Here is a 22,347-nt window from a genome sequence, read left to right as displayed (position 1 = left end):
GCCTAGAGCCCTGCCACATATGTCTTGTAGGCCTCGCCATCCATCAGCCCGTGGAGCTCGGCGATGTTGGTGAGGCGAAGGCGGAAGAACCAGCCGTCCGTCTCGGGAGCGGTGTTGACAAGCGCCGGCTCGCCCTCGAGCGCGCGGTTCGCCTCGACGACCTCGCCGGACACCGGGGCATAGACGTCCGACGCGGCCTTCACCGATTCGACGACCGCGGCTTCCTTGCCCTTCTCGACGATCGTGCCGACCGGCGGCACCTCGACGAACACGATGTCGCCGAGCTGGGCCTGGGCGTAGTCGGTGATGCCGACCGTGGCGACCGCATCCTCGATGGTGGCGTTGACGCTGATCCACTCATGATCGCGGGTGAAATAATAGGTCACTTGGCGGCTCCCTGACGATGATAGCGGTGGGTGACGAAGGGCATCGCGGCGACGGTGGCGACGATGCGCTTGCCGCGCTGCTCGAGCAGCACTTCCTGGCCGACGATGGCGGCGGCGGTGGGGATATAGGCCATCGCGATCGGCGCCTGCAGGCTGGGCGAAAAGCCCCCGGAGGTGACGTGGCCGACCGGCTCGCCCTCGACATTGACGACCAGCCCGCCCTCGCGGACCGGCTGCCGCCCCTCGACGAACAGGCCGACGCGCTTCAAGGCCGGGCCCGCGGCGCGTTCGGCGATGATGCGGGCATGGCCGGGAAAGCCCCCCTCCTCACGCCGGCGCTTGGACAGCGCGAAGCCGAGATCGGCCGAAACCGGCGTCGTTTCCGGCGACAGATCATGACCGTAGAGCGGCAGGCCCGCCTCGAGCCGCAGCGAATCGCGTGCGCCGAGGCCGATCGGCTTCACTTCGGGCTGCTCGCACAGCAGCGTGGCGATCCGCTCCGCCGCCTCTGCCGGCAGCGAGATCTCGACGCCATCCTCGCCGGTATAGCCGGAGCGGCTGATCCACACCGGAACGCCGTCGATGGCGAAAGCGCCCGCCTGCATGAAGAACAGCGCCTCGACGCCGGGCGCGAGGCGGGCGACCGCGGCGACCGCCTCCGGCCCCTGCACCGCAAGGAGCGCCTGGTCCTCCATGTGATTGATGGTGATCTCGTCGGCGAGATGCTCGCGCAGATGGCCGATATCGTCATGCTTCACCGCGCCGTTGACGACGACATAAAGCCCGTCGGCGCGCCGCGTGACCATCAGGTCGTCGAGGATGCCGCCCTCCTCGTTGAGCAGCAGCGAATAGCGCTGGCGGCCCTCGCCCAGCCCCTTGATGTCGGCCGGCAGCAGCGCCTCCAGCCCCTCGTCGACGCCGTCGCCGGAAATCAGCAGCTGGCCCATATGGCTGACGTCGAACAGGCCGGCATGGGTGCGCGTCCACAAATGCTCGGCGATGATGCCCTCATACTGGATCGGCATGTGATAGCCCGCGAACGGCACCATCCGGGCGCCCCGCGCGCGATGCCAGCCGTCCAGCGGCAGCGCCTCAAGGGGCAGGTCTTCGACAGGCTCGCTCATGCCCGGTTCTCCGATGGCCAGTGTGACGACAGGACGCGCGGCGGCTAACCCGCTGCATCCGTCGCCCCCTCTGTCACGGAACCTGAGAGCTTTCGCCCGGATCGGCCGGGCTTACCCCTTCGGTGGAACGGCCCCAGGCGGAGCCGCTCGCTTTCCAGAGTATCGCATCAGGATCGCGCGGTCCGGTGGCCTGAGAGATTCCGGGGCGGTTGCTCCTTCGGCGGCGCCGCCACCCCGAAAGGCATCGGCGCACTCTCCCGCGCGATCCCCGGGGGTTGCCCCCCGACGACAGGACTGAAGTGGCCCGGCGGGGCCGCGGAGTCAATCGCCTGCGCGATCAGCGCGTGGCGTTATAGGCGAGCTGGGCGTCGTCGAGCTGGAAGCCGAGCAGCAGCTCGAAGCTGGCGCTGTTGACGGCGTTGCGCACCTTCGGATCGGCCAGCGGATCGACGGAAGCGTCGGCGTCGGTGGGCCGGCGCTTGCGGGTGATCTGGTTGCGAACCGCCTCCGGCAGGGTCGCGACGCTGCGCTGGATCGAGGCGTGCGCGCTCGCCGTCGCCGAGGCGCGGGCCTGGCCGTCGGCGAAATGCAGCGTCACCTGCCCGACCTGCTTGGAGACGATGTTGGTGCCTCCGCGCACGATCGTCGCGAAATAGGGGAAGGTGACGTCGCGCGCGCCCTGCACATTCTCGCGCCGGGCATCGACACGGAAGGTGACGTTGCTGTCCAGCGTCGGCGCCTCGCTGTCGCCATTGCAGTCGGCGCGTATATCGGTGAGCGCGCCGACCACGTCGATCGCCGCCGCGGCATGGCTGGAGGGCGGATTGAACAGCGTCACGTCGCCCAGATAGGTGGGCACCGCCACCGCCGGACAGATCGAGCGCGTGATGCGCTGGCCGACGCCGCCGGCATCGATCGCCAGCTCGTTCTTGTCGGCGCAGGCGGAAAGGGCGAGCACGGCCACCAGGGACGCGAAGGCGAGGGATTTGGGAAAACGGGACACGGGCTCTGAAAATCCTGTCGGTCAATCGGCGCGGCGGACCATAGGTACCGGCTTCCGCCCCGGCAAGCGTTCGCGTATGGCCCCCGATCATGGCGACATTTCGACCTCCCCTCCATCTCCTGGTGGCAGCGCCGCGCGGCTTCTGCGCGGGCGTGGACCGGGCGATCCGCATCGTCGAGCTGGCGATCGAGAAATATGGCGCGCCGGTCTATGTCCGCCACGAGATCGTGCATAACCGCTTCGTCGTCGAGGAATTGAAGGCGAGAGGCGCGGTCTTCGTCGAGGAGCTGGACGAGGTGCCGGACGGCGTGCCGGTGGTATTCTCGGCCCATGGCGTGCCCAAGTCCGTACCCGACAAGGCCGAGGCGCGTGGCCTCAACTATCTGGACGCCACCTGCCCGCTCGTCTCCAAGGTGCACCGGCAGGCGGAGCGGCTGGTCGACGACGGGCGGCACATCCTGTTCGTTGGCCATCGTGGCCACCCGGAGGTCATCGGCACGCTCGGGCAGGTGCCGGACGGCGCGATGACGCTGATCGAGAGCGAGGCCGATGCCGAAACGGTGATGCCCGCCCGTGCCGACCGGCTCGCCTTCCTCACCCAGACGACGCTCTCGGTGGACGACACCGCCAACATCGTCGCCATCCTTCAGCGCCGCTTCCCGACCATTCAGAGCCCGCGCGGCGAGGATATCTGCTACGCCACCTCCAACCGACAGGCCGCGGTGAAGGACGTCGCGCGGCAAGTGGAGGCGGTGCTGGTCATCGGCGCGCCCAATTCATCCAACTCGGTGCGCCTTGTCGAGGTGGCGGAGCGCGAGGGGGTGCCGGCGCGGCTGATCCAGTGCGCCGACGAGATCGACTTCTCCTGGCTCGGCCAGCCCACGCGACTCGGCATCACCGCCGGTGCGTCTGCCCCTGAGCGGCTGGTGCGACAGGTGGTGGAGCGGCTGGCGACGCGCTTCGACGTCACCGAGGAGCAGGTCGAGACGACCACCGAGGCGATGGTGTTCAAGCTGCCGCGCGGGCTGGCCGCCGCATGATGCCAAACCGCCGGAGCTGAATCGCCATGGCCGTCTACACCCATGTCTCCGCCGAGGAGATGGGCGCGCTGCTCGCCCGCTTCGATGTCGGAACCCTGCTTTCCGCCAAGGGCATCGCCGAGGGTGTCGAGAATTCCAACTATCTGGTCGAGGCGACCGGGGGCCGCTTCATCCTCACCCTCTACGAAAAGCGGGTGGACGAGGCGGACCTGCCCTTCTTCCTCGCCTTGCTCGATCATCTTGCCGAGGCCGGGCTGCCGGTGCCCCGCGCCCTGCCGGCCCGGGACGGCACGCAGGTGCAGCGTGTCGCCGGGCGGCCCGCCTGCCTGATCGAATTCCTGTCGGGGGTGTCCGTCAGCCACCCGACCCCCGCCCAGGCCCACGCCGCCGGGGCGGCGCTCGGCGCGATGCATACGGCGCTGCGCCATTTCCAGCTGGAGCGGCCCAACGCGCTCGGTCCGGTCGACTGGCGGGCGCTCGCCGCGCGTTGCGGGGCCGACCTCGACATCATCCAGCCGGGCCTTGCCGCGCGCGTGGCAGCGGAGCTGGATTGGCTTGCGGTGCACTGGCCGGTCGGGCTGCCGCGTGCCGTGATCCATGCCGATCTCTTTCCCGACAATGTGCTGATGCTGGATGATCGGGTGACCGGCGTCATCGACTTCTATTTCGCCTGCACGGAGGTGCGCGCCTGGGATCTCGCCGTGACCCACAGCGCATGGGCCTTCTCGGCCGACGGCGCGGATTATGATCCGGCGATCGGCGAGGCGCTGGTCGCCGGCTATGAATCGCGTTTCCCGCTGAGCGCGGCGGAGAAGGCCGCGTTCCCGGCGCTGTGCCGGGGGGCCGCACTGCGCTTCCTGCTGACCCGTGCGTGGGACTGGCTGAACACGCCCGCCGACGCGCTCGTCACCCGCAAGGATCCGCTGGCCTTCCTGCGCCGGCTTGAGTTCTACGCGCGTTGACCGAGGTCGAAATCTTCACGGACGGCGCCTGCAAGGGCAATCCCGGCCCGGGCGGCTGGGGCGCCGTGATCCGCTCCGGCGCGCACGAGAAGGAGCTGTCGGGCGGTGAGCCGCTCACCACCAACAACCGCATGGAGATGATGGCGGTGATCCGCGCGCTGGAGGCGCTGACCCGCCCCTGTCAGGTGACGTTATCCACCGACAGCCGCTATGTGGTGGATGGACTCACCAAATGGGTGAAGGGCTGGCAGCGCAACGGCTGGAAGACGGCGGATCGCAAGCCCGTGAAAAACGCCGATCTGTGGCAGCAGCTGATCGCCGCCACCGCGCCCCACCGCATTGATTGGCAGTGGGTCAAGGGCCACGCCGGCCATCCCGAGAATGAGCGCGCCGATCGGCTGGCCAGCGACGCCGCAGTCGCCGCCGGTGCGCGCGGTATTTCTCGCCCTCAGCATTGAGGAACCGATTTAGGGCCGCAAGCCGCGGATCGCGGCAGCTCCGAGGGCTTGTCGCAGCCTCAGTTCACGCAAGCGGAGGATTCCGGGCACGGCTTTCGGATAGCGGGGCATCTAGAGCCGTGAATGACCTTCACGACTGGACCGGTTTATTGTCGACGGTCGTGCGGCCCCGAATATGGCAGCGGCGGTCAATTGCGGTCGTAGGTCACGCGCCAGATGCGCCCCTGTACGGAATCGGCAATGTAGAGCGCCCCGTCCGGGGCCTCGGCAAGACCGACAGGCCGGTAGGCGGCGCGCGCGGTGCTCCTGCTCGCCGCCGTCGGTCCGGCAAAGCCGTCGGCGAAAATTGTCCATCCCTTTGCCTGGCCAGCGCGGCCGAACGGGACGAATGCCACGCTATAGCCGTTCCGTCCCTCGGGCGTATCCGGACCAACGCCGCCATGCAGCGCGACGAACGCGCCGTTGCGATAGCGAGCCGGGAACTGCCGCCCATGATAGAAAAGAAGATCGAGCGGCGCCGCGTGCGCGGGAAAGCTGACCACCGGGTCCGAATATTGCCCGCGCGGGGCGGCGACCGGCCCGCCGCCATATTCCGGGGCCTGGAGCCTGACCCTGCGCGCCTTGTCATAATAGGTATAGGGCCAGCCCAGGTTCGCCCCCTTCACGAACCGGTACATGTCGTCGCCGATGGCATCCTCGTCGGCCGCGCTGACGAGGGCGGGCCATGTCGCGCTGGTGCCGTTGCGGTTCTGCATGGCACCGTAAAGGCCGTCGCCCGGCCGCCAGTCCAGCGCATCCATGTCCCGAAGGCCAGTGACATAGCGCTCGCCATCTGTCGGGAAATGCTGCCCCATGCGGTCCGCCGGGAAGCGCCAGACGCCCGCTCGCGTCCCGATATCGGGACATGGGCGACGGCCGACGGGCAACCCGTCCGCACCCTGATCGGCGCAGATATTGCCGGAGCCGCCGACGCCGACGAACAATCCGCCGCGATCATCGAAAGCGATCACCCGGTTGAGGAAGCCGTTCGCCGGAAAACCGTCGACGACCAGTTCCGGCTCGCCGTCCGGCTGGAGCTTGTCGGCAGCCACCCGAAACCGGTAAACCGCGGTAGGCGTCGCGGCATAGAGCCAGCCGTCATGCAGGCGTATCCCGGTGCCGCCCGTGACAGTCCCGAAGGACTGGCTGGACACCATTTTATGGTTCTGATCGAGGTGGATCGCGATGATGCCGGTCGCCCCGCCGCCCCGGGTCGAGGCATAGAGATCGCCATCGGGGCGGACGGCCAGATGGCGCAGGCCCTTGATCCCGGTCGCGACCACGCTGGCGTGGAAATGCGGAGGGAGCACGAGACCATCCGGTTCGGCCGCAAGCGCGCTGGTGCCTGCGGCCATCCCGAGCAGGACCAAGCCCATCGGCAATTTCATCAACCCTCTCCCCGCGCCATTGCTCTGGCGTCGAAGCGACGCTTGCACGGCTGCCCTGCTGCATTCAAGGCCCAAGAAGGTGCCGTCCATCAGGAGCCGTGCCCCATCACGCAGCAGGTGGTCACGGGGGCGGTAGCGGCGCCATCCGATGCCCGGACAGCCGCCGGGAGCCGAGGGCGGACATCAGGTCGCGCCCGATAACACCCTCGGCTTGACCGGGGCATGTCGGCGGCGGGCCGAACGCCCGCCCCTTTCCGGCCCGTCGGTTCGCTACTGCTTGACGATCTGGCCATCGGGCAGGCGCACTTCACCCCAGCCGGCGTTCAGCGGATGCGGCTTGAACGGGTAGCGGGCGGCGGCCTTTTCGTCGATCTCGATGCCCCAGCCGGGCCTGTCATTGGCCCAGATGTAGCCGTCCTTGATCGTCGGGCAGCCGTGGAAGATTTCCTGACTGGCGGCGTTGAACGGCGTCCATTCCTGGATGCCGAAATTGCTGATCGACAGATCGAGGTGCAGCATCGCGGCATGGCCGATCGGGGAAACGTCACCGGGTCCGTGCCAGGCGGTGCGCACGCCGAAGATCTCGCCCATAGCGGCTACTTTCCGCGCCGGTGTCAGCCCACCCATCTGCGAGATATGCATGCGCATGAAGTCGATCAGCCGGTCCTTGATCAGCGGCGTCCACTCATGCGGGCTGTTGAACAGCTCGCCCATTGCCAGCGGCGCGGTGGTCTGGGCGCGAATATTACGGAACCACTCAATATCTTCCGGGGAGACCGGGTCTTCAACAAAGAAGAAGCGGAATTTCTCGGCGTCTTTACAGAATTGCACAGCTTCGGCCGGATTGTAACGCTCGTGCATGTCGTGGATGAGTTCGACCTCGTCGCCCAGTTCCTTGCGCGCCGCCTCGAACAGGGCGAAGGCGCGGCGCTTGGCCGCCTCGCGTTCGAACACTGGCTTGTCGTGGAGCGCCGGGATGCGCACCACCCGGCCGCCACGCTGGGAGCCGTAGCCGGCCATGCCGGGCAGGCCGACCTGGATGCGGATATGGCGGAAGCCCTCGGCCATGAAGCGCTTGGAGTTCTCGATCGTGTTCTCGATCTCGGCGCCCTCGGCATGGACATAGGCGTCGGCCGCCTCTCGCGCCTTGCCGCCGAGCAGTTCGTAGACGGGCATGCTGGCCATGCGGCCCTTGATATCCCACAGCGCCTGATCGACGCCGCTGATCGCATTGTTCTCGACCGGCCCGTTGCGCCAGTAGGAGGAGGCATAGGCTGCCTGCCACGTATCCTCGATGCGGTCGACCGGATGGCCGACAAGCAGCGGCTTGAGATATTTGACGACCGCCGGCTCGATCAGGTCGGCCCGCTGGGTGAAGGTGGCGCAGCCATAGCCGTACAGGCCGGGCTGATCGGTGGTGATCTTGACCACGCAGAGGCGCACCCCTTCCGGCGCCGTGTTGATCACGCTGATGTCCTTGATCACCGGCGTTGCCATGCCGCGCGTGGCATTGCCCATGATGTTCTGCGCCCGGGCAGTCCTGGTTGCCAGCAAGGCGGCGCCCGATGCGACCATCGAGCGGATCAGTTCGCGCCTGTTCATGGAAATTCTCCGTTCAATCTTTGATGCCGCAAGTGTCAGAAGCGGACACGCACGCCAGCGGTGAAGTAACGTCCGATATAATCGTCGCCGTTCACCACGGGATATGAGTAGTTCGGGCTGCTGGTCTGGCTGGTCCACACCGGCGCCGTCTTGTCGAACAGGTTCTGCACCGACAGGAAGATATCGAAGCGATCCTGCGGCCCGACCTTGGCGGTGAGCGTCAGGTCGGTGAAGGCAACCGACGGCACGTCCGGGATGGTGTAGACGAGGCCGGGCGTGCCGTTCCACGCCAGATGCGACCGCCAACGCTCCTGCACGGACAGGCTCCACTTGTCGGTGGAATAATCGACGAGAAGGGTCGCGCGGATTTTCGCCGCCCCGCTCGCCACGCCCGCCGAGGTGATCGTCGGCGCACCTTCGAACTGCACCGTCTCCAGCACCGGCTGATAGGTGACGAGGCCGCGAATATTGAGCCTGCCGCCGGTCAGCAGCGGGGAATCGCCGAAGCTGAGCGGAGTGGTGTAATTGGCCTCGAAGTCGACGCCCTTAGTCCGGGTATTGGCGACGTTGAGCGACTGGGTGCGGATCAGCGTCGGGAAATTGGCCTCGCTATGATCGCTGAACGGCAGCGGACGCTCGAACAGCGCGCACAGCGGCGAGGCGCCGTTGCTCTGCTCGCACTGTGCCAGCGCGTTGGTGCCGCCGACCGAGGTGATCGCGTTGCCGATCTTGATCTGGTAATAATCGACCGAGAGGCTGAAGCGCGGCAGGAAGCTCGGCTTCAACACCACGCCGGCCGTGAAGGTGTCGGCGACTTCCGGCTTCAGATCCGAATTGCCCTGGCTGGAGGTGGCCACCTGCCGCGAGATGTTGGTGTGCAGATCGGTGAAGCCGGTGATCGACAGGCTCTGCGGGGCGAAAAGCTCGAACAAGGTAGGCGCGCGGATGTCACGGGACCGCGTGGCGCGGAACGAGATGGCGTCGTTGATGTACCAGTCGCCGCCGATCTTCCACGTCTTGGCGCCGCCCGAGACGCTGTAGTCGGTGTAGCGGAAGGCGCCGTTGAGATCGAGCGAGCGGGCGAAAGGCACGTCGCGTAGGATCGGCACATTCACCTCGATCGCGCCTTCGCCGACATTCTGCGAGGCGCGCACCGGCGCGGTCGTCGCCGCCAGCCACATCAGACTCGATGCCGAGCAGCTATAGGCGATGCCGGTGCAGTCCGGGTGGATGCGCGGATCCGCATTGCTGGTGTTGGTCAGCGTCAGGTGCCGCCATTCGCCGGTGACCGCGACCCGCACCGGACCGGCCCACGTGCTGAACGGCGACCCGGAAACGGTGCCGCCGACATCCTCGACCTTGTTGGTGAGATGCCCGACAGTGGTGCCGAAGATATAGTCCTGCGCGGCCTGGCTCATCGCGGTCGGGCCGAAGGGGTTGAGGGGCGCGCAACCCGGATAGCCGCCCGGGTTGGTCAGCGTCACGCGGCAGACGATGTTGCCGCTCGCCGGATCGCGCACCGAATCCAGCGCTGCCATCGCACGGCCGTTGTTGAGGTTATGCAGGGCGCGGACATGCTGGCTGGATTCGCCATGGGTGTAGAAAATGTCCCAGTCGAGATCGCCGAGCTTGCCGTTCAGGCCGGCGGTAACGTTCAGCACCTTGGCGTCGGCCTCGGTCTGGTAGACGGGCACCTGGTTATAGGTGTGGCTGAACAGGAAGGTCGGCTCGTTGGCGGCGGCGAGGCGCGCGGCCAGTTCCTGGGGCAGATATGGGTTGTTCGCCGAGATGGTGTAGTTGAGCATGTTCAGCGCACCTGAATTGGTCAGGTTATAGGTGCGCGCCCAGCTGCCCTGTGCGTAGAAATGAACATCATCGGTCAGGTCGTAATCGAAACGGCCGAATACCTGGTCGGTTTGCAGGGTCGCCATGATCGAGCTGTTGTAGACATAGGTGCCGTCGCCACCGATCTCGATGCCGGCGCTGCCGCTCGGCAGCCCGTGATTATAGGGACGATACAGACCGTCGGCGTAGAAATTGGTGTCCTTGAGCGTGCCGCTCATGATCGCGCCGCCGAACGAGCTGCTGGCGACATGGGCATTGCTGACCAGGTGGAAGGGATTGGCCTGGGTGCCGCTGCCTTCTACCGCGTAGAGATCGCGGCCGTTCTGGCGCTCGAACTTGTTGCCGATGCCGTTCTGGCGGAAGCGCTCATAGCTCGCCTCGATATGGCCGCGGCCGCCGAACAGATCGGTGCCGGCGGCGAGGCCGGCGCGATAGGAGAAGGCATCGCCGCGCTGGGAGATGCCGCTTTGGACATTGGCTTTCACGCCGTCGAACTTCTTGTCGAGCACGAAATTGACGACGCCGGTGACGGCATCCGACCCGTAGACAGCGGACGCGCCGCCGGTGACGACATCGACGCGCTGGAGCAGCATCTGCGGCAAGGTGTTGGTATCGACCGTGCCGTCGGCATTGGTGGACGGCACGCGTCGGCCGTCAAGCAGGATCAGCGTGCGGATAACGCCGAACGAGCGGAGATTGAGGAAATTGCCCACCGAGTTGGAGCTTGAATTTCCGAGCGTCGAGGCGTTGCGCGAGCCGGCGAAGGACGGCAGCTTGCGAAGTCCATCCGGCACGTTCGTCGGCGTCGTCAAATTCAGCGTCTCGGTCGAGATTACGGTCACCGGGGTCGGCGAGTTGTTGCCATTGGTGATGACGCGCGAACCCGTGATCACGATTTCATCGGACTTGGCATTTTCGGCCGGTGCCGACTGGGCAAAGGCACCCGTGGCCATCACCAGCGTGCCGACGCCGGCGAGCAACAGGTTGCGCGGAGACGGCACCAAGGTCCGGAACATGGCGAGGCGATCCTGCCGGGGACCGGCAGCCGACAGGCCCTTTTGTATGAAATCCATAGTCCCTCTCCTGTTTCCTCGAAGTATCGGCGGCCATCGCACCGCCGACTCCTGAATAAAAATCGCGCGGACGCGCGCCTTCCTTCCCGAAATCCTTATAGATTTCGGATCATCATTACCTGGTTAGGCAAGCAGGCTATCGTCTGGCCGCATCGTAACTTGGCCAGAATGATCAGATCATCGCTGATTACGCGCTGATGCCATCACTCATGCCGACTCCATCCCAGCACCAAAGCTGCCGTCGTCGATGGATCGCCGGACCGGGCCTGTCAATCTGAAATTTCAGTTTCGATGCCGCCGCTGTTCTCGCTCGGGAATCGGCGCGATCGGCCCCATGACCAGGGTGAACGAGACGAGGCCGACCGCCAGCACCGCGCCGGCGAGCAGGAAGGCACCGCTGAACGACCGGCTCTGGGCAACAATGAGCCCGGTCAGCGCCGGGGCGACAGCGCCGGCTAAGCTGCCGACAAAGTTCATCATCCCGCCGATCGTGCCGGCGCCGCCGACCGGCGCGATCAGCGAGGGCAGCGACCAGCTTGCCGGCGCCGCTGCGGCAAGCCCGCTGAGCGAGACGGTGATCCACAATAACGCCCAGCGGGCATCATCGGTGAACGCTGCCCCGATCACGAACAGCGCGGTGACCATGCCGAGCACGATGATCGACTTGCGCACGATCGTCTCGTCACGTCCGCGCCGGACGAGATGATCGATCAGCCAGCCGCCGACGAGCAGATCGGCAAGCGTGGCGAACATCCACGGAATGATCGCGAAGCCGGCCGAACTCAGCGGGTCCATCTTCATTTCGCGGGCGAGGTAGGTGGGCAGCCAGGTGATGAAGAAGGAGAAAGCGTAATTATAGCAGCCGAAGCCGAGCGCCAGGCCCCACATCTTGCGGCGGAGGAGCAGGTAGCCGAGCAGCGCCAGCCCGCGGGACCGGGCAAGCCCCTCGGCGGCGCCACCACCCTCGGCGATATAGGCGCGCTCGGACGGCCCAAGCCGCGGATCCAGTCCGGGATCGCGATAGATACGGGCGAACAGCAGCAGATAGCAGAGCGACAGAATAGCGGTGGCGACGAAGGCCTTGCGCCACCCGACCTCGAGAGCGAGGAAGGCAATCGCCGGGATGGCGATGACGTTGGAGAATTTCGCCGCGCCGTCGAACAAGGCGGTGGCGAGGCTGCGCTCGGTCCGCGGAAACCAATAGCCGATCGCCTTCGCATTGGCGGGGAAGGTCGGCGCCTCGGCGACGCCGAGCATCATCCGCGCCGCGAACATCGTCGCGAAGCCGATCGCTTCGCTGGCGAGGAACGAGGCCGCCGCCCAGAGCAGGATGCTGCCGATCATCACACGACGCACGCCGATGCGATCGAGCAGCACGCCGACCGGCACTTGCAGTGCGCCATAGGTCCAGCCGAACGCGCCGAGCAGGAACCCCATGGCGAAATCGTCGATCCGGAAATCACGCTGGATCGCCGGCGCCGCCGCCGCCAGAATGATGCGATCGAAATAGCTGACGACCACCCCGCCGCCGAGAAGCGCCGCGATCGCCCAGCGGCGACGACCGGGCGGCTCATGCATCATGATTGAGACCCCCTGGCCGCTTGCTTCTATCTGAAATTTCAGATAAAATAGGCTCGTCAGGGCGACCTGTAAAGGCGGGCGCGGGGTTTCGAAAGGGGGAATTGAGTTGCAGAGCAAGAGCCTGTCCCAGCAGGCTTATGATTGTCTGGAATCGCTGATCGTCACCACCGATCTTCGTCCCGGCGCCCGCACCACGTTGAACGAGCTGGAGCGCGTCTCCGGCTTCGGGCGCACGCCCGTCCATGACGCCGTCAAGCGCCTGTCGGCAGCGAGCCTGATCCTGGTGCAGCCGCGATCCGGCCTGCGCATCGCCCCGCTCGATCTCGAGCAGGAACGGCTGCTGTTACCGGTGCGGATCGAGATGGAGGCCATCGCGTGCAGGCTGGCGGCGCAGCGCGCCACACCGCAGCACGTCGAACGCCTGGCGGCGGCAGCCGAGACGTTGCGTGCCGGCCACGGCACCATGTCGCTTGCAGAGTTCAATGTCGTGGACAGCGAGCTGAACGCCGCCATCCTTGCCGCGTCCGGGGAGTTGATGCTGGGCAACACGCTGATGCCGCTGCAGACGCTCTATCGCCGCTCGGGCTGGTTGTTCCAGACCTTGATCGCTGGCCCGAACGTCCTTGCGGACGTCATCGCCGGCCATCTCGAAATGCTCGACCTCATCCTCGTGCGCGACGCCGTCGCCGCGGAGCATATGGTGCGAGCAATGCTGTCGCGCAATTATTCGGCGCTCCAGAAGCTGCAGAAGCTCGGTCTCGGCCCGAGCGGAAGCTAGCCGCGGATGCGCCGGCGGCCAGACATACGAATGGCAGCTTGCATACTTGCCCGCGTATTCACAGCGTCCGGCATTTTCGTCGGTTCAAAACCGCCCCCATTCTGGGAATGAGCCCGCCTGGCCTCTGCGCTATTACAAGGCGCTCGGTCATCGACGGAAACTTTCGGCGCGTGCGACGGGGCTGACGCTTTTTCGATGCGCGCGCGTTTCCCCGCGCATGTTGGCATTTCTCGACTTCGAAGCGTCCTCGCTCGGCAAGCACAGCTACCCGATCGAGGTGGCATGGATCTTCGAGGACGGCCGTTCCGAGGCGCACCTGATCCGCCCGGCGCCCGGCTGGACGGATTGGGATGCCGGCGCCGAAGCGATCCACCGCATCGCGCGCGATCGTCTCCTTGCCGAGGGCGCTCCCCATGAGTTCGTCGCGCGGAGGATGATCGAGAGCCTGTCCGGCCATGATCTGCGTGCCAGCGCGCCGTCATGGGACGGCAAATGGCTGAGCACCTTGCTGCGCGCCGCCGGTCTGCCGCGCCACAGCCTGCGCCTGCGAGACAGCGACGAGGCCCACCGCGAATGCGCCGTCGCCATCCTCAGGCCGGTGGTGCCTGCGGATCGGCTCGCTACCGCCGTCGACGATCTGCTGGCGCGCACGGAGTTGCGCGCACCGGGCGTCGCGCCGGCGCATCGCGCGCTGGCCGATGCCGAGGAGGAACGCGCCCGCTGGCTGGCAGTCGCCGCCGCGGCCCGGGCGCTGGCCGAGGGCCGGCCCTAGGCGAGCGCCGGGCGGGCCGGATCAAAACGCGCCGGATCAATCCCGGCGACCATCGCATCCGGCGCCCCGCCAAGCAGCAGCGCGGCCGCCAGCCTGGCGGCGGCCGGGGCGGTCTGGATGCCGAAGCCGCCCTGCCCCGCGCACCAGAAGAAGCCCGGCACTATCGGATCGAAGCCATAAACCGGCGCGCGATCGGGCGCGAAGCTGCGCAGCCCTGCCCAGCTCCGCTCGACGCGCGTCACCTGCCAGTCAAACGCCTCCTCCATCACCGCGATGGCGCGTGCGACGTCGATCTCCTCGGGTGCGATATCGCCGGGCGGCACCGGCGTCTCGTCATGCGGGGAGAGCCATAGCCGCCCGCCCACCACCGGCTTCACATAGAAGCGCGAGCGCGCATCGAAGACGAGCGGCAGGTCCGCCGGTGCCGGTTCGGCGAGGCGAAGCTGGGCGACGGTGCGCCGCAACGGGCGGATGGCGAGTGGCCGGGCGCCCGCCAGGGCCGCCACCGGGTCTGCCCAGGCGCCGGCGGCATTGACGAGGAGATCGCCGGTCACCGGCTCGTCGCCGAGGTGCAGGCGCCAGCGGCCGTCGCGGCGCTCGGCAGCGCGGAGCGGCGCGGCACAGCGCAGCACCGCCCCCTGCCGCCGCGCGCTTGCCAGATAGTGGGCGTGCAGCGCGGCGACGTCGATATCGCGCGTGCTGGCCTCTTCCAGCCCGACGTCCCAGCCGGCGCGCAGGCCCGGCAGGCGCGCATCGAGCGCGGCACGATCGAGCGTGCGTACCGCTACCCCCATCGCCGTCACCGCCGCGAGATGATCGGCCAGCGCTGCTCTGCCGCCGGCATCGGCGATGTGCAGCGACCCGCGAGCGCTGAGGAAGCCGCCCGCTTCCAGCGCCGGCCCGGACGCCGTGGTCAAGGGCTGCACCACCGCCCCGCCATAGCTTTCCTCCCAGAAGGCGGCGGAACGGCCGGTGGCGTGATAGCCGGGCTGGTCCTCCGCCTCGGCGATCAGCACCGAGGCGGAACCGGCGATCTCCGCCGCGAGGCTGGCGCCGGCGATGCCCGCGCCGATCACGACGACGTCATGATGGCTCATGCCGCCGGCGCCGTCTCGTCGAGGAAATCGTCGATCGCCGTCAGCGCGGCGAGGCGGATCGGGTCTGCCTCCCGCAATATCTCGTGCGCGCCGGCGCTGGGCACCAGCCGCGCACCCGGAATGCGTTTCGCCGCGCGCGCCATCGCCGCGTTCGATACCAGCCGGTCGGTCGCCGAGCTGATCATCAACACCGGCGTGGTGATGCCCTCCAGCAGGCCGGGGCGGCGCAGCCGCGCGATCGAGTCATAGGCGGCATGCACCCAGCCCCAGGTCGGCACGCCGGAGCCCAGTTCGGGCTGGCTCTGCTTCCACCACTCGGCATCGGCGAAACGCTCGATCGAGCTGGTCAGGCGGGGCTGTTTCTGGCCCGGCTCGAGATCGCTGGCGATCGGACGCATCGTCATGCCGAACAGGCCGGCGAGGAAGGCGATCAGCCGCCCGATCCGCGGCGCGGCAAGGCCGATCATCGGCGCCGTCAGCACCACGGCGTCGGCATGGATGCGCCGCTCGGCCAGCGCCCGCAGCACGAGATGCCCGCCCATCGAATGGCCGATGACGACGTGCGGGCCCGGCGTGTCGCGCCGCCATTGCTCCGCGAAGCCGGCAAGATCTTCGACCAGCGGCTCGAAGCTCGCCAGATGGCTGCCGGCGAGACCGGGCACGATCCGGCCGGACCCGCCCTGCCCGCGCCAGTCGAAGCCGGAGATCGACCAGCCGCGGCGGTGCCAATGTTCCAGCGCCTCGAGATATTTCTCGACGAAGTCCGCGCGGCCGGACGCGTAGAGCAGGCTGCCGCGTGGGCGAGCCTCCGCATCGGCCGGCCAGTCGAAGCGGCGATGCGGCCAGCCGTCCGCTGCGGCCCAGTTGCCGAGCCGGAACCCGGCGGGAATGGCGCGCCGATCGAAGGGTGGAGGGGGCGGGGCGTTCATCGCGGGCATGGTTACTTTTCCCTAAGCCATCGCGTCTAGAGCGGTTGTGCCATGTCCGCCATGCTCATCATCCTGCTCTCCGCGCTGCTGTTCCTGGTGGCCTGGGGAGATGTGCGCCGCCGCATCATTCCCAATCGGCTGAATATCATCATCGCGCTCGCCGCCCCGGTCTTCTGGTGGGCGGAAGGCCTCGCCCTCTGGCCGGGTGTGGCGGCCCAGCTCGCTCTGGCGCTGGCGGTGTTCGCCGCCTTCGCCGGGCTGTTCTCGCTGGGCCTGATGGGTGGCGGCGACGTCAAGCTGATCGGGGCGCTGGCGCTGTGGGTGCCGCCCGCCGCTATCCTTAACATGCTGGTGCTCACGGCGTTCGGCGGCGGACTGGCGACGCTTGCCACGCTCGTCGTCCATTGGCTGCGCCATGCCGAAGGACAGGCCGAAGTTCCCTATGGCGTGGCGATCGCGGCCGCCGCGATCCTCTGCCTCGGCCAACCTTATATTTACCATTTTGCTTGAGAAGTCGGATGGTTAAAGGTTGAGGAGCGGGCGATCGTGAATCTCAGGAAGTTGATGCTGTTGATCGGCGCGCTGGTCGTCGCCGTGACAACAGCCCTGATGGCGCGGTCGATGCTCGGCGCCGATCCGGCGGCTTCGCCGGTTCCGAGGATGCCGGTGGCGGCTCCCGCCCAGCCGGTCGGTCCGGAAGTGCTGGTGGCGACCCGGCCGCTCGCGGTCGGCACGATCCTCAGCGCCGACAGCATCCGCTACCAGCCGTGGCCGCAGGAGCTGATCGGCAACGCCTATTTCCTGCGCGGCAAGGGCGTCGACACCGCGAAGCTGATCGGTGCCGTGGTGCGCACCGAGATCACCGCCGGCCAGCCGCTCACCCAGGGCGCGCTCGTCCAGCCCGGCGACCGCGGCTTTCTCGCTGCCGCCCTTGGTCCGGGCATGCGCGCCGTCTCGGTGCCGGTATCGACCAATACCGGCGTGGCCGGCTTTGTCTTTCCGGGTGACCGCATCGATCTCGTCCTGACGCAGGACGTCAGCGGCGAAGGCCCGCCGCTCAAGGTCTCCGAGACGATCATCCGCAACCTGCGCGTGCTCGCCACCGACCAGCGCACCGACAAGCCCGCCAAGGACGAGGAAGGCCGCACCGCCGCGCGCACCTTCTCGACGATCACCGTCGAGGCCACGCCGAAGATCGCCGAGAAGATCGCCGTCGCGCAGACCATGGGCACGCTGTCGCTATCGCTGCGCAGCCTCGCCGACAACTCGTCCGAACTGGAACGCGCCATCGCCGCCGGCGAGGTGGAATTGCCGGACGGTGCCGACGCAAAGGCGGAGAAGCAGATGATGCTCGCCGTGGCGGCGCTGCCTCAGGACAGGGACACCACTTTCACGGTTGGCGCCGACGTCTCGCGTTTCCAGCGCGGCAGCGTGCCGACTCGCCCCGGGAGCGCTCCGCCCGGGCCGATGGGTGGCTATCGCCCGCCCGTCGAAGCCGCCGCCTCCAGCGGCGTGCGCGTGGCGCGCGGCTCGGTGGTCAGCGAAGCCGTTGCGGCCTCCCCCTCGCGTGGCGTGCCGCCGTCGATCCCGCTCTCCAGGAGCAACTGAGCCCATGCCCGTTCTTTTCCGCTCCAGCCTCGGCGCCCTCGCCATGGCGCTGGCCGCCGCAGCCCAGCCTGCCAACGCTGCCGTGGTGCGCGGCGGGACACCCGCCAGGACCGACGCGCCGACAGCGACGACCGACCTCGTCAAGGGCAACGGCATGCTCGTCACGCTGCCGGCCGAGATGTCCGACCTGTTCGTCGCCGACGACAAGGTCGCCGACGTGCAGGTCCGCTCCCCCACCCAGCTCTGGCTGTTCGGCCGTGGCGTCGGCGAAACCACCCTCTATGCGACGAACAAGAGCGGCGCGGTGCTGTGGTCCACCCGCGCCCGCGTCGCCGACAATCTGCCGCTGGTCGGCGACACGCTCCGCGCGGTGCTCCGGACCGCGATGCCCGACGCCGCCATCACGGTGACGCCGCTGACCAACGGCGTGATGCTGACCGGCATGGTCGCCACGCCGAGTGACGTCGCCGAGGCACAGCGCATCGTCGAGGCCGCTTCGTCCAACGACAAGCTGCTCGTCATCAACCGCCTGAAGACGGCGACGCCGATGCAAGTCAGCCTGCATGTCCGCATCGTCGAGGTCAGCCGCACATTGTCGAAGGCGATCGGCGTCAATCTGCTGAGCCGTGACAATTCCGGGGGTCTGCTGTTCGGCGTTGGTCGCGGCAATGCCGGCACGATCGAGACGATTACCGCCGCCGACGATCCGACGGGCATCGGCAAGGGCGGCACCGCCTACAAGATAAACAACAAGACGGGCGCGACGACGCTCGGCCTCGCCGGCAGGTTTCTCGGCATGGACCTTCTCGCCTCGCTCGATCTTGCCGAGACGGACGGGCTGGCCGTGACGCTGGCCGAGCCGAACCTGACCGCGCTGTCCGGCGAAACGGCGAGCTTTCTGGCGGGCGGCGAAATTCCGATTCCGCTGGCTGGCGGTCTGGGCACCACCGGCGTGCAGTTCAAATCCTATGGCGTGAGCCTGGCGTTCACGCCGGCCGTGCTGTCCGATGGACGCATTTCCCTGCGTGTGCGCCCGGAAGTCTCGCAGCTCACCAACGCCGGCGCGCTGTCCGTCGGCGGCTATACCGTACCCGCGCTCACCACACGGCGCACCGAGACGACGGTCGAGCTCGGCTCCGGCCAGAGCTTCGTGATCGGTGGCCTCCTGCAGAACAACCATAACAACTCGACCGACAAGGCTCCCTTCCTTGGTGACCTGCCGATCCTCGGCGCGCTGTTCCGCTCCAACTCGTTCAAGAAGGACGAGACGGAGCTGGTGATCGTCGTCACCCCCTATCTGGTGCGCCCGGTCGACGCCGCGAAGATCGCGCTGCCCACCGACGGCTACAAGGCGGCGACCGATGCCGCGCGCGTGCTGAACGGGGAGCCGGTCGCCCCGCCGTCCGGCTCGCCGTCCTCCGGGGACGCCGGCAGCGCCGCGCTGGCGGAGCCCGCCGCGCCGGATCCGTCCGCCCCGTCCGAGGATGCCATCACCGCCGCCTTGCCGGCTCCGGTGGAGCTGGTGATACCGCAATCGTTCACGCTGCCGCCGCCGGACGAGATCGCGCCGCCCGATCGGCCCGTGTCGACGCCTCCGCTCGGAGCCACAGACAGCGCCGCGCCGGAAGTGCCGAACCAGCCAGCGCGGGCCGGCATGTCGGCCTTGCCGCCCCCGCTCGGCGAGCCGATCGGCGCGACGCCGCCGCTGATCTACGAAACGCTCGATCCGCCCGAACCCCAAGAAGCCCGAGCGCCTGCCGTCACCACGCTGGCGGCCGGACGGATGTGATGGAGATCGCCGCCATGCGCCCCCTTCCCCTTCTCGCTCTCGCGCTGCTCGCCGGCTGCGGCCACGACCAGAATATGACGATCGCCCCTGCCCCGGCGCATCGGCCTGTCGTCACCAGCGTTGATCACCCGATCGATCTCGCGATCACCACCGCCGGGCTGGCGCCGGGCGAAGCCCCGCGGCTGGCGGGCTTCCTCGCCGGCCTCGGTGTCGGCCGTGGCGACCGGGTGGTGACCAATGCCGAAGGCCCCGCCCGCGATGCGATCGCCCGCGTCGTCGCCGCGCAGGGGCTGTTGCTCGGCGGCGACTCCGGCCCGCCTGCCCAATATGGTGCCGCGGTGCGCGTGGTGGTGAGCCGCGCCACCGCGTCGGTAAGCGGCTGCCCGGATTGGCAGGGCGGGCAACGCGCTTCAGCTGCCGCCACCAGTGGTAATTTCGGCTGCGCGACCAACGCTAATCTGGCCGCGATGATCGCCGATCCGGCGGATCTGGTGCGTGGCCGCGACAATGGCGGCGCCTCCGAGGCGGACGTCGCCGTCAAGGCGATCAAGAGCTGGCGGGATGCCAAGCCCACCGGCGAAGGCGGCCTGAAGTCGGACAGCACGGCCGGCGCCAGCGGCAGCGGACAGGGCGGAGGAAGCGGACAGTGAGCAAGCCATTCAATCCGCGCACGTCGACCGTGCGCGATCCGTTCGTCGCTTACACCTGTGACGACGCGACCACGACGCTGGTCCGCAATGTCGCCGCGAGCTTCGGCTGGACGCCGGAAAAGGTGCAGACCGGCGGCCTGCGCAGCGCGGTGCAGCAGCTTTCTGTCACCGCCAGCCCGACCATCCTGTTCGTCGACCTGAGCGACAGCAATGATCCACTGAACGACATCAACGCGCTCGCCGAGGTGTGCGAGCCGGGCACGATCGTGATCTCGGCGGGCACCGTCAACGATGTCCGCCTCTATCGCGGGCTGACCGCGTCGGGCCTGCAGGATTACCTGCTAAAGCCGTTCTCCGAGGATCAGCTCCGCGACGCCGTGACCCATGCGCAGATGACGCTGGCCCTGCCGCAGGGCGAGACGACGCCCGATCGCCCGCACCTCATGACCGCGGTGATCGGCGTGCGCGGCGGGGTTGGCGCGACCAGCATCGCGGCCTCCTGCGCCTGGGCGCTGAGCGAGACCCGCCGCCGCGCCACCGCGCTGCTCGATCTCGACGTGCATTTCGGCACCGGCGCGCTGGCGCTTGATCTGGAGCCGGGCCGCGGCCTCACCGACGCGATCGAGAATCCCGGCCGCATCGACGGCCTGTTCATCGAGCGCGCCATGGTCCGCGCGTCGGACACCCTCGCCGTGCTGTCGGCCGAGGCGCCGATCAATCAGCCGATCAGCAATGACGGCGCCGCCTTCTACCAGTTGCAGGACGAGTTGCGTCAGGCGTTCGACTGCACGGTGATCGATTTGCCGCGCGGCGTCCTCGTCCAGCATCCGCAGCTGCTGTTCGAAGTGCAGGCGATCGTGGTGGTGACCGAATTCACCCTCGCTGCCGCGCGGGACACCATCCGCGTGCTGAGCTGGATGAAGACCAACGTCCCTCACGCCGAAGTGATTCTCGTCGCCAACAAGGCGGTCGGGGGCCAGCCGGAGATCACCCGCAAGGATTTCGAAGGCTCCATCGAGCGCCGCGTCGACATCGTCGTGCCCTATGACCAGAAGCTCGCCGCCCAGTCCGCCCGGCTGGGCAAGCCGATGGCCGAGGCCGGCAAGGCCACCAAGGCGGGCCAGGCGCTGGCCGAGCTTTCCGGCCGTCTCGGCGCGATGCTCGCCGGTGATACGCGTCCGGCCGTCAAGGGCGGATCGCTGCTCGGCCGGCTCGGCGATTTCCGCTCGCTGCTCGCCAGACCGAAGGCGTGACGATGCTGCCGTTGATCCTGGTGGCGGCAGCGGCGACGCTCTGTTTCTGCCTGGTCTTCCTGGCGCTTTCCGGCCCGGCGGGCGGGCGCGCCCAGGGCCGGCGGCTGCAGGCGGTACGCGCCCGCCACGCCACCTCCGCCGACGCGCAGCAATTGCGTCGCGCGGTGGCGGCACGCAGCGACACCGCGCTAGACAGCTGGGTGGCGCGCCTGCTGCCGCGTCCGGATGCGCTGCGCCAAAGGCTCGGACGGACGGGCCGGAGCTGGACGCTCGGCCAATATGGCATCGCCTCGGGGGTGCTGGCGGTCGCGGCGATGCTGCTGCTCCGCCTCGAGGGCGTGCCGATGCTCATCGCGTTGTTGCTGGGGCTGGCGATCGGGCTCGGCGTTCCGCACCAGCTCGTCTCCTTCCTGATCGCCCGCCGGGTGACGCGGTTCACGGCGAAATTCCCGGACGCGATCGAGCTGCTCGTACGCGGCCTGCGCTCGGGCCTGCCCATCTCGGAGACGCTGGGCGTGGTCGGCACTGAAGTACCCGACCCGGTTGGCGAGGAATTTCGCGCCGTCGCCGATCGCATCAAGATCGGCCGCACGATGGATGCCGCCCTTCAGGAAACCGCCGAGCGGCTGGGCACGCCCGAGTTCCAGTTCTTCTGCATCACCCTCGCCATTCAGCGCGAGACCGGCGGCAACATGGCCGAGACGCTGTCCAATCTCGCCGACGTGCTCCGCAAACGCGCGCAGATGAAGCTCAAGATCCGCGCCCTTTCGTCGGAATCGAAGGCCTCGGCCTATATCGTCGGGGCGCTGCCGTTCATCGTCTTCGCCCTGATCTGGATGGTGAGCAGCGATTACCTCGCCGGATTCTTCAAGGAGACGCGGCTGATGATCGCCGGCTCGGTCGGCATCATATGGATGTCGATCGGCGGCTTCATCATGGCGCGCATGGTCCGGTTCGAGATCTGAGGACG

At 67.9% G+C, this 22,347-nt stretch carries 20 protein-coding genes and 2 riboswitches; of the genes, 11 read left to right on the top strand and 9 right to left on the bottom strand.

The annotated features are described in order from the left end of the window. Positions 1-2 precede the first annotated feature (2 nt). From gcvH to KOF26_RS14370, 3 genes are all read right to left on the bottom strand, one after another. Entirely contained in the window at positions 3-386 is a 384-nt protein-coding gene (gcvH, locus tag KOF26_RS14380; RefSeq protein WP_216326421.1) for a glycine cleavage system protein GcvH, read from the bottom strand. Continuing rightward, positions 383-1,510, bottom strand: a complete 1,128-nt coding sequence (gcvT, locus tag KOF26_RS14375; RefSeq protein ID WP_216326418.1) for a glycine cleavage system aminomethyltransferase GcvT — start codon at positions 1,508-1,510, stop codon at positions 383-385. Before gcvT ends, gcvH begins: the two co-directional genes overlap by 4 nt. Positions 1,511-1,570: 60 nt before the next feature. Beyond that, positions 1,571-1,678, bottom strand: a riboswitch (glycine riboswitch). Then, a riboswitch (glycine riboswitch) is annotated at positions 1,679-1,780 on the bottom strand. It lies immediately after the preceding riboswitch. Between the two features lie 67 nt (positions 1,781-1,847). Continuing rightward, positions 1,848-2,513, bottom strand: a complete 666-nt coding sequence (locus KOF26_RS14370) for a hypothetical protein (RefSeq protein ID WP_216326417.1) — start codon at positions 2,511-2,513, stop codon at positions 1,848-1,850. Positions 2,514-2,602: 89 nt separating this feature from the next. Here KOF26_RS14370 and ispH point away from each other — a divergent pair, with 89 nt between their 5' ends. The 3 genes from ispH to rnhA are packed head-to-tail and all read left to right on the top strand — an operon-like array spanning position 2,603 to position 4,973. Beyond that, positions 2,603-3,553, top strand: coding sequence for a 4-hydroxy-3-methylbut-2-enyl diphosphate reductase (gene ispH, locus KOF26_RS14365; protein WP_216326415.1), 951 nt, complete (start codon positions 2,603-2,605; stop codon positions 3,551-3,553). A gap of 26 nt (positions 3,554-3,579) precedes the next feature. Then, positions 3,580-4,515 (top strand): homoserine kinase, encoded by a 936-nt coding sequence (gene thrB / locus KOF26_RS14360; RefSeq protein WP_216326412.1) that lies wholly within the window; start codon positions 3,580-3,582, stop codon positions 4,513-4,515. Next, positions 4,512-4,973: a ribonuclease HI gene (gene rnhA, locus KOF26_RS14355; RefSeq protein ID WP_216326409.1), complete on the top strand. Its 462-nt coding sequence runs from the start codon at positions 4,512-4,514 to the stop codon at positions 4,971-4,973. The genes thrB and rnhA overlap by 4 nt, the downstream gene beginning before the upstream one ends. A gap of 188 nt (positions 4,974-5,161) precedes the next feature. On the opposite strand, the gene KOF26_RS14350 is transcribed toward rnhA, so the two are convergent. The 4 genes from KOF26_RS14350 to KOF26_RS14335 form a co-directional block, all read right to left on the bottom strand. Next, positions 5,162-6,400: a PQQ-dependent sugar dehydrogenase gene (locus KOF26_RS14350; RefSeq protein ID WP_216326405.1), complete on the bottom strand. Its 1,239-nt coding sequence runs from the start codon at positions 6,398-6,400 to the stop codon at positions 5,162-5,164. A 270-nt stretch (positions 6,401-6,670) separates the two neighbouring features. Continuing rightward, entirely contained in the window at positions 6,671-8,002 is a 1,332-nt protein-coding gene (locus tag KOF26_RS14345; protein WP_216326402.1) for an enolase C-terminal domain-like protein, read from the bottom strand. A 35-nt stretch (positions 8,003-8,037) separates the two neighbouring features. Next, positions 8,038-10,920, bottom strand: coding sequence for a TonB-dependent receptor domain-containing protein (locus KOF26_RS14340; protein ID WP_216326399.1), 2,883 nt, complete (start codon positions 10,918-10,920; stop codon positions 8,038-8,040). A 282-nt stretch (positions 10,921-11,202) separates the two neighbouring features. Further along, a complete protein-coding gene (locus tag KOF26_RS14335; RefSeq protein ID WP_216326397.1) occupies positions 11,203-12,498 on the bottom strand; it encodes an MFS transporter in 1,296 nt (431 codons plus the stop codon). Positions 12,499-12,607: 109 nt separating this feature from the next. Here KOF26_RS14335 and KOF26_RS14330 point away from each other — a divergent pair, with 109 nt between their 5' ends. Next, the gene (locus KOF26_RS14330; RefSeq protein ID WP_216326395.1) at positions 12,608-13,279 is read left to right on the top strand and encodes a GntR family transcriptional regulator; all 672 of its coding nucleotides are present in this window, start codon (positions 12,608-12,610) and stop codon (positions 13,277-13,279) included. Positions 13,280-13,496: 217 nt separating this feature from the next. Continuing rightward, a complete protein-coding gene (locus KOF26_RS14325) occupies positions 13,497-14,051 on the top strand; it encodes a 3'-5' exonuclease family protein (protein ID WP_216326392.1) in 555 nt (184 codons plus the stop codon). Here the strand turns inward: KOF26_RS14325 and KOF26_RS14320 are convergent. Both KOF26_RS14320 and KOF26_RS14315 read right to left on the bottom strand, forming a co-directional pair. Continuing rightward, a complete protein-coding gene (locus KOF26_RS14320) occupies positions 14,048-15,148 on the bottom strand; it encodes an NAD(P)/FAD-dependent oxidoreductase (protein WP_216326390.1) in 1,101 nt (366 codons plus the stop codon). The two genes, KOF26_RS14325 and KOF26_RS14320, sit on opposite strands and share 4 nt — an antisense overlap. After that, positions 15,145-16,086, bottom strand: a complete 942-nt coding sequence (locus tag KOF26_RS14315; protein WP_253201468.1) for an alpha/beta fold hydrolase — start codon at positions 16,084-16,086, stop codon at positions 15,145-15,147. Before KOF26_RS14315 ends, KOF26_RS14320 begins: the two co-directional genes overlap by 4 nt. A gap of 42 nt (positions 16,087-16,128) precedes the next feature. Here KOF26_RS14315 and KOF26_RS14310 point away from each other — a divergent pair, with 42 nt between their 5' ends. Genes KOF26_RS14310 through KOF26_RS14285 form a run of 6 tightly spaced genes read left to right on the top strand, consistent with a single transcriptional unit; the run spans position 16,129 to position 22,342 of the window. After that, positions 16,129-16,587 (top strand): A24 family peptidase, encoded by a 459-nt coding sequence (locus tag KOF26_RS14310; protein WP_253201467.1) that lies wholly within the window; start codon positions 16,129-16,131, stop codon positions 16,585-16,587. Between the two features lie 36 nt (positions 16,588-16,623). Continuing rightward, the gene (gene cpaB, locus KOF26_RS14305; RefSeq protein WP_216326388.1) at positions 16,624-17,685 is read left to right on the top strand and encodes a Flp pilus assembly protein CpaB; all 1,062 of its coding nucleotides are present in this window, start codon (positions 16,624-16,626) and stop codon (positions 17,683-17,685) included. Between the two features lie 4 nt (positions 17,686-17,689). Further along, on the top strand, positions 17,690-19,474 hold the full coding sequence (locus KOF26_RS14300; protein ID WP_216326385.1) for a type II and III secretion system protein family protein: 1,785 nt from the start codon (positions 17,690-17,692) through the stop codon (positions 19,472-19,474). 14 nt (positions 19,475-19,488) lie between these two features. Further along, the gene (locus tag KOF26_RS14295; protein ID WP_216326382.1) at positions 19,489-20,124 is read left to right on the top strand and encodes a CpaD family pilus assembly lipoprotein; all 636 of its coding nucleotides are present in this window, start codon (positions 19,489-19,491) and stop codon (positions 20,122-20,124) included. Further along, positions 20,121-21,377 carry a CpaE/TadZ family protein gene (locus KOF26_RS14290; protein WP_216326380.1) on the top strand — a complete coding sequence of 419 codons (1,257 nt, stop codon included), beginning with the start codon at positions 20,121-20,123 and terminating at the stop codon, positions 21,375-21,377. Before KOF26_RS14295 ends, KOF26_RS14290 begins: the two co-directional genes overlap by 4 nt. After that, positions 21,374-22,342, top strand: coding sequence for a type II secretion system F family protein (locus KOF26_RS14285; protein WP_435876860.1), 969 nt, complete (start codon positions 21,374-21,376; stop codon positions 22,340-22,342). The genes KOF26_RS14290 and KOF26_RS14285 overlap by 4 nt, the downstream gene beginning before the upstream one ends. Positions 22,343-22,347: the final 5 nt, after the last annotated feature.

It is taken from the genome of Sphingomonas quercus, from assembly GCF_018863195.1.
In the GTDB taxonomy this organism is placed as follows: Bacteria; Pseudomonadota; Alphaproteobacteria; order Sphingomonadales; family Sphingomonadaceae; genus Solisphingomonas; species Solisphingomonas quercus.
This window is presented reverse-complemented; position numbering and strand designations above follow the sequence as displayed.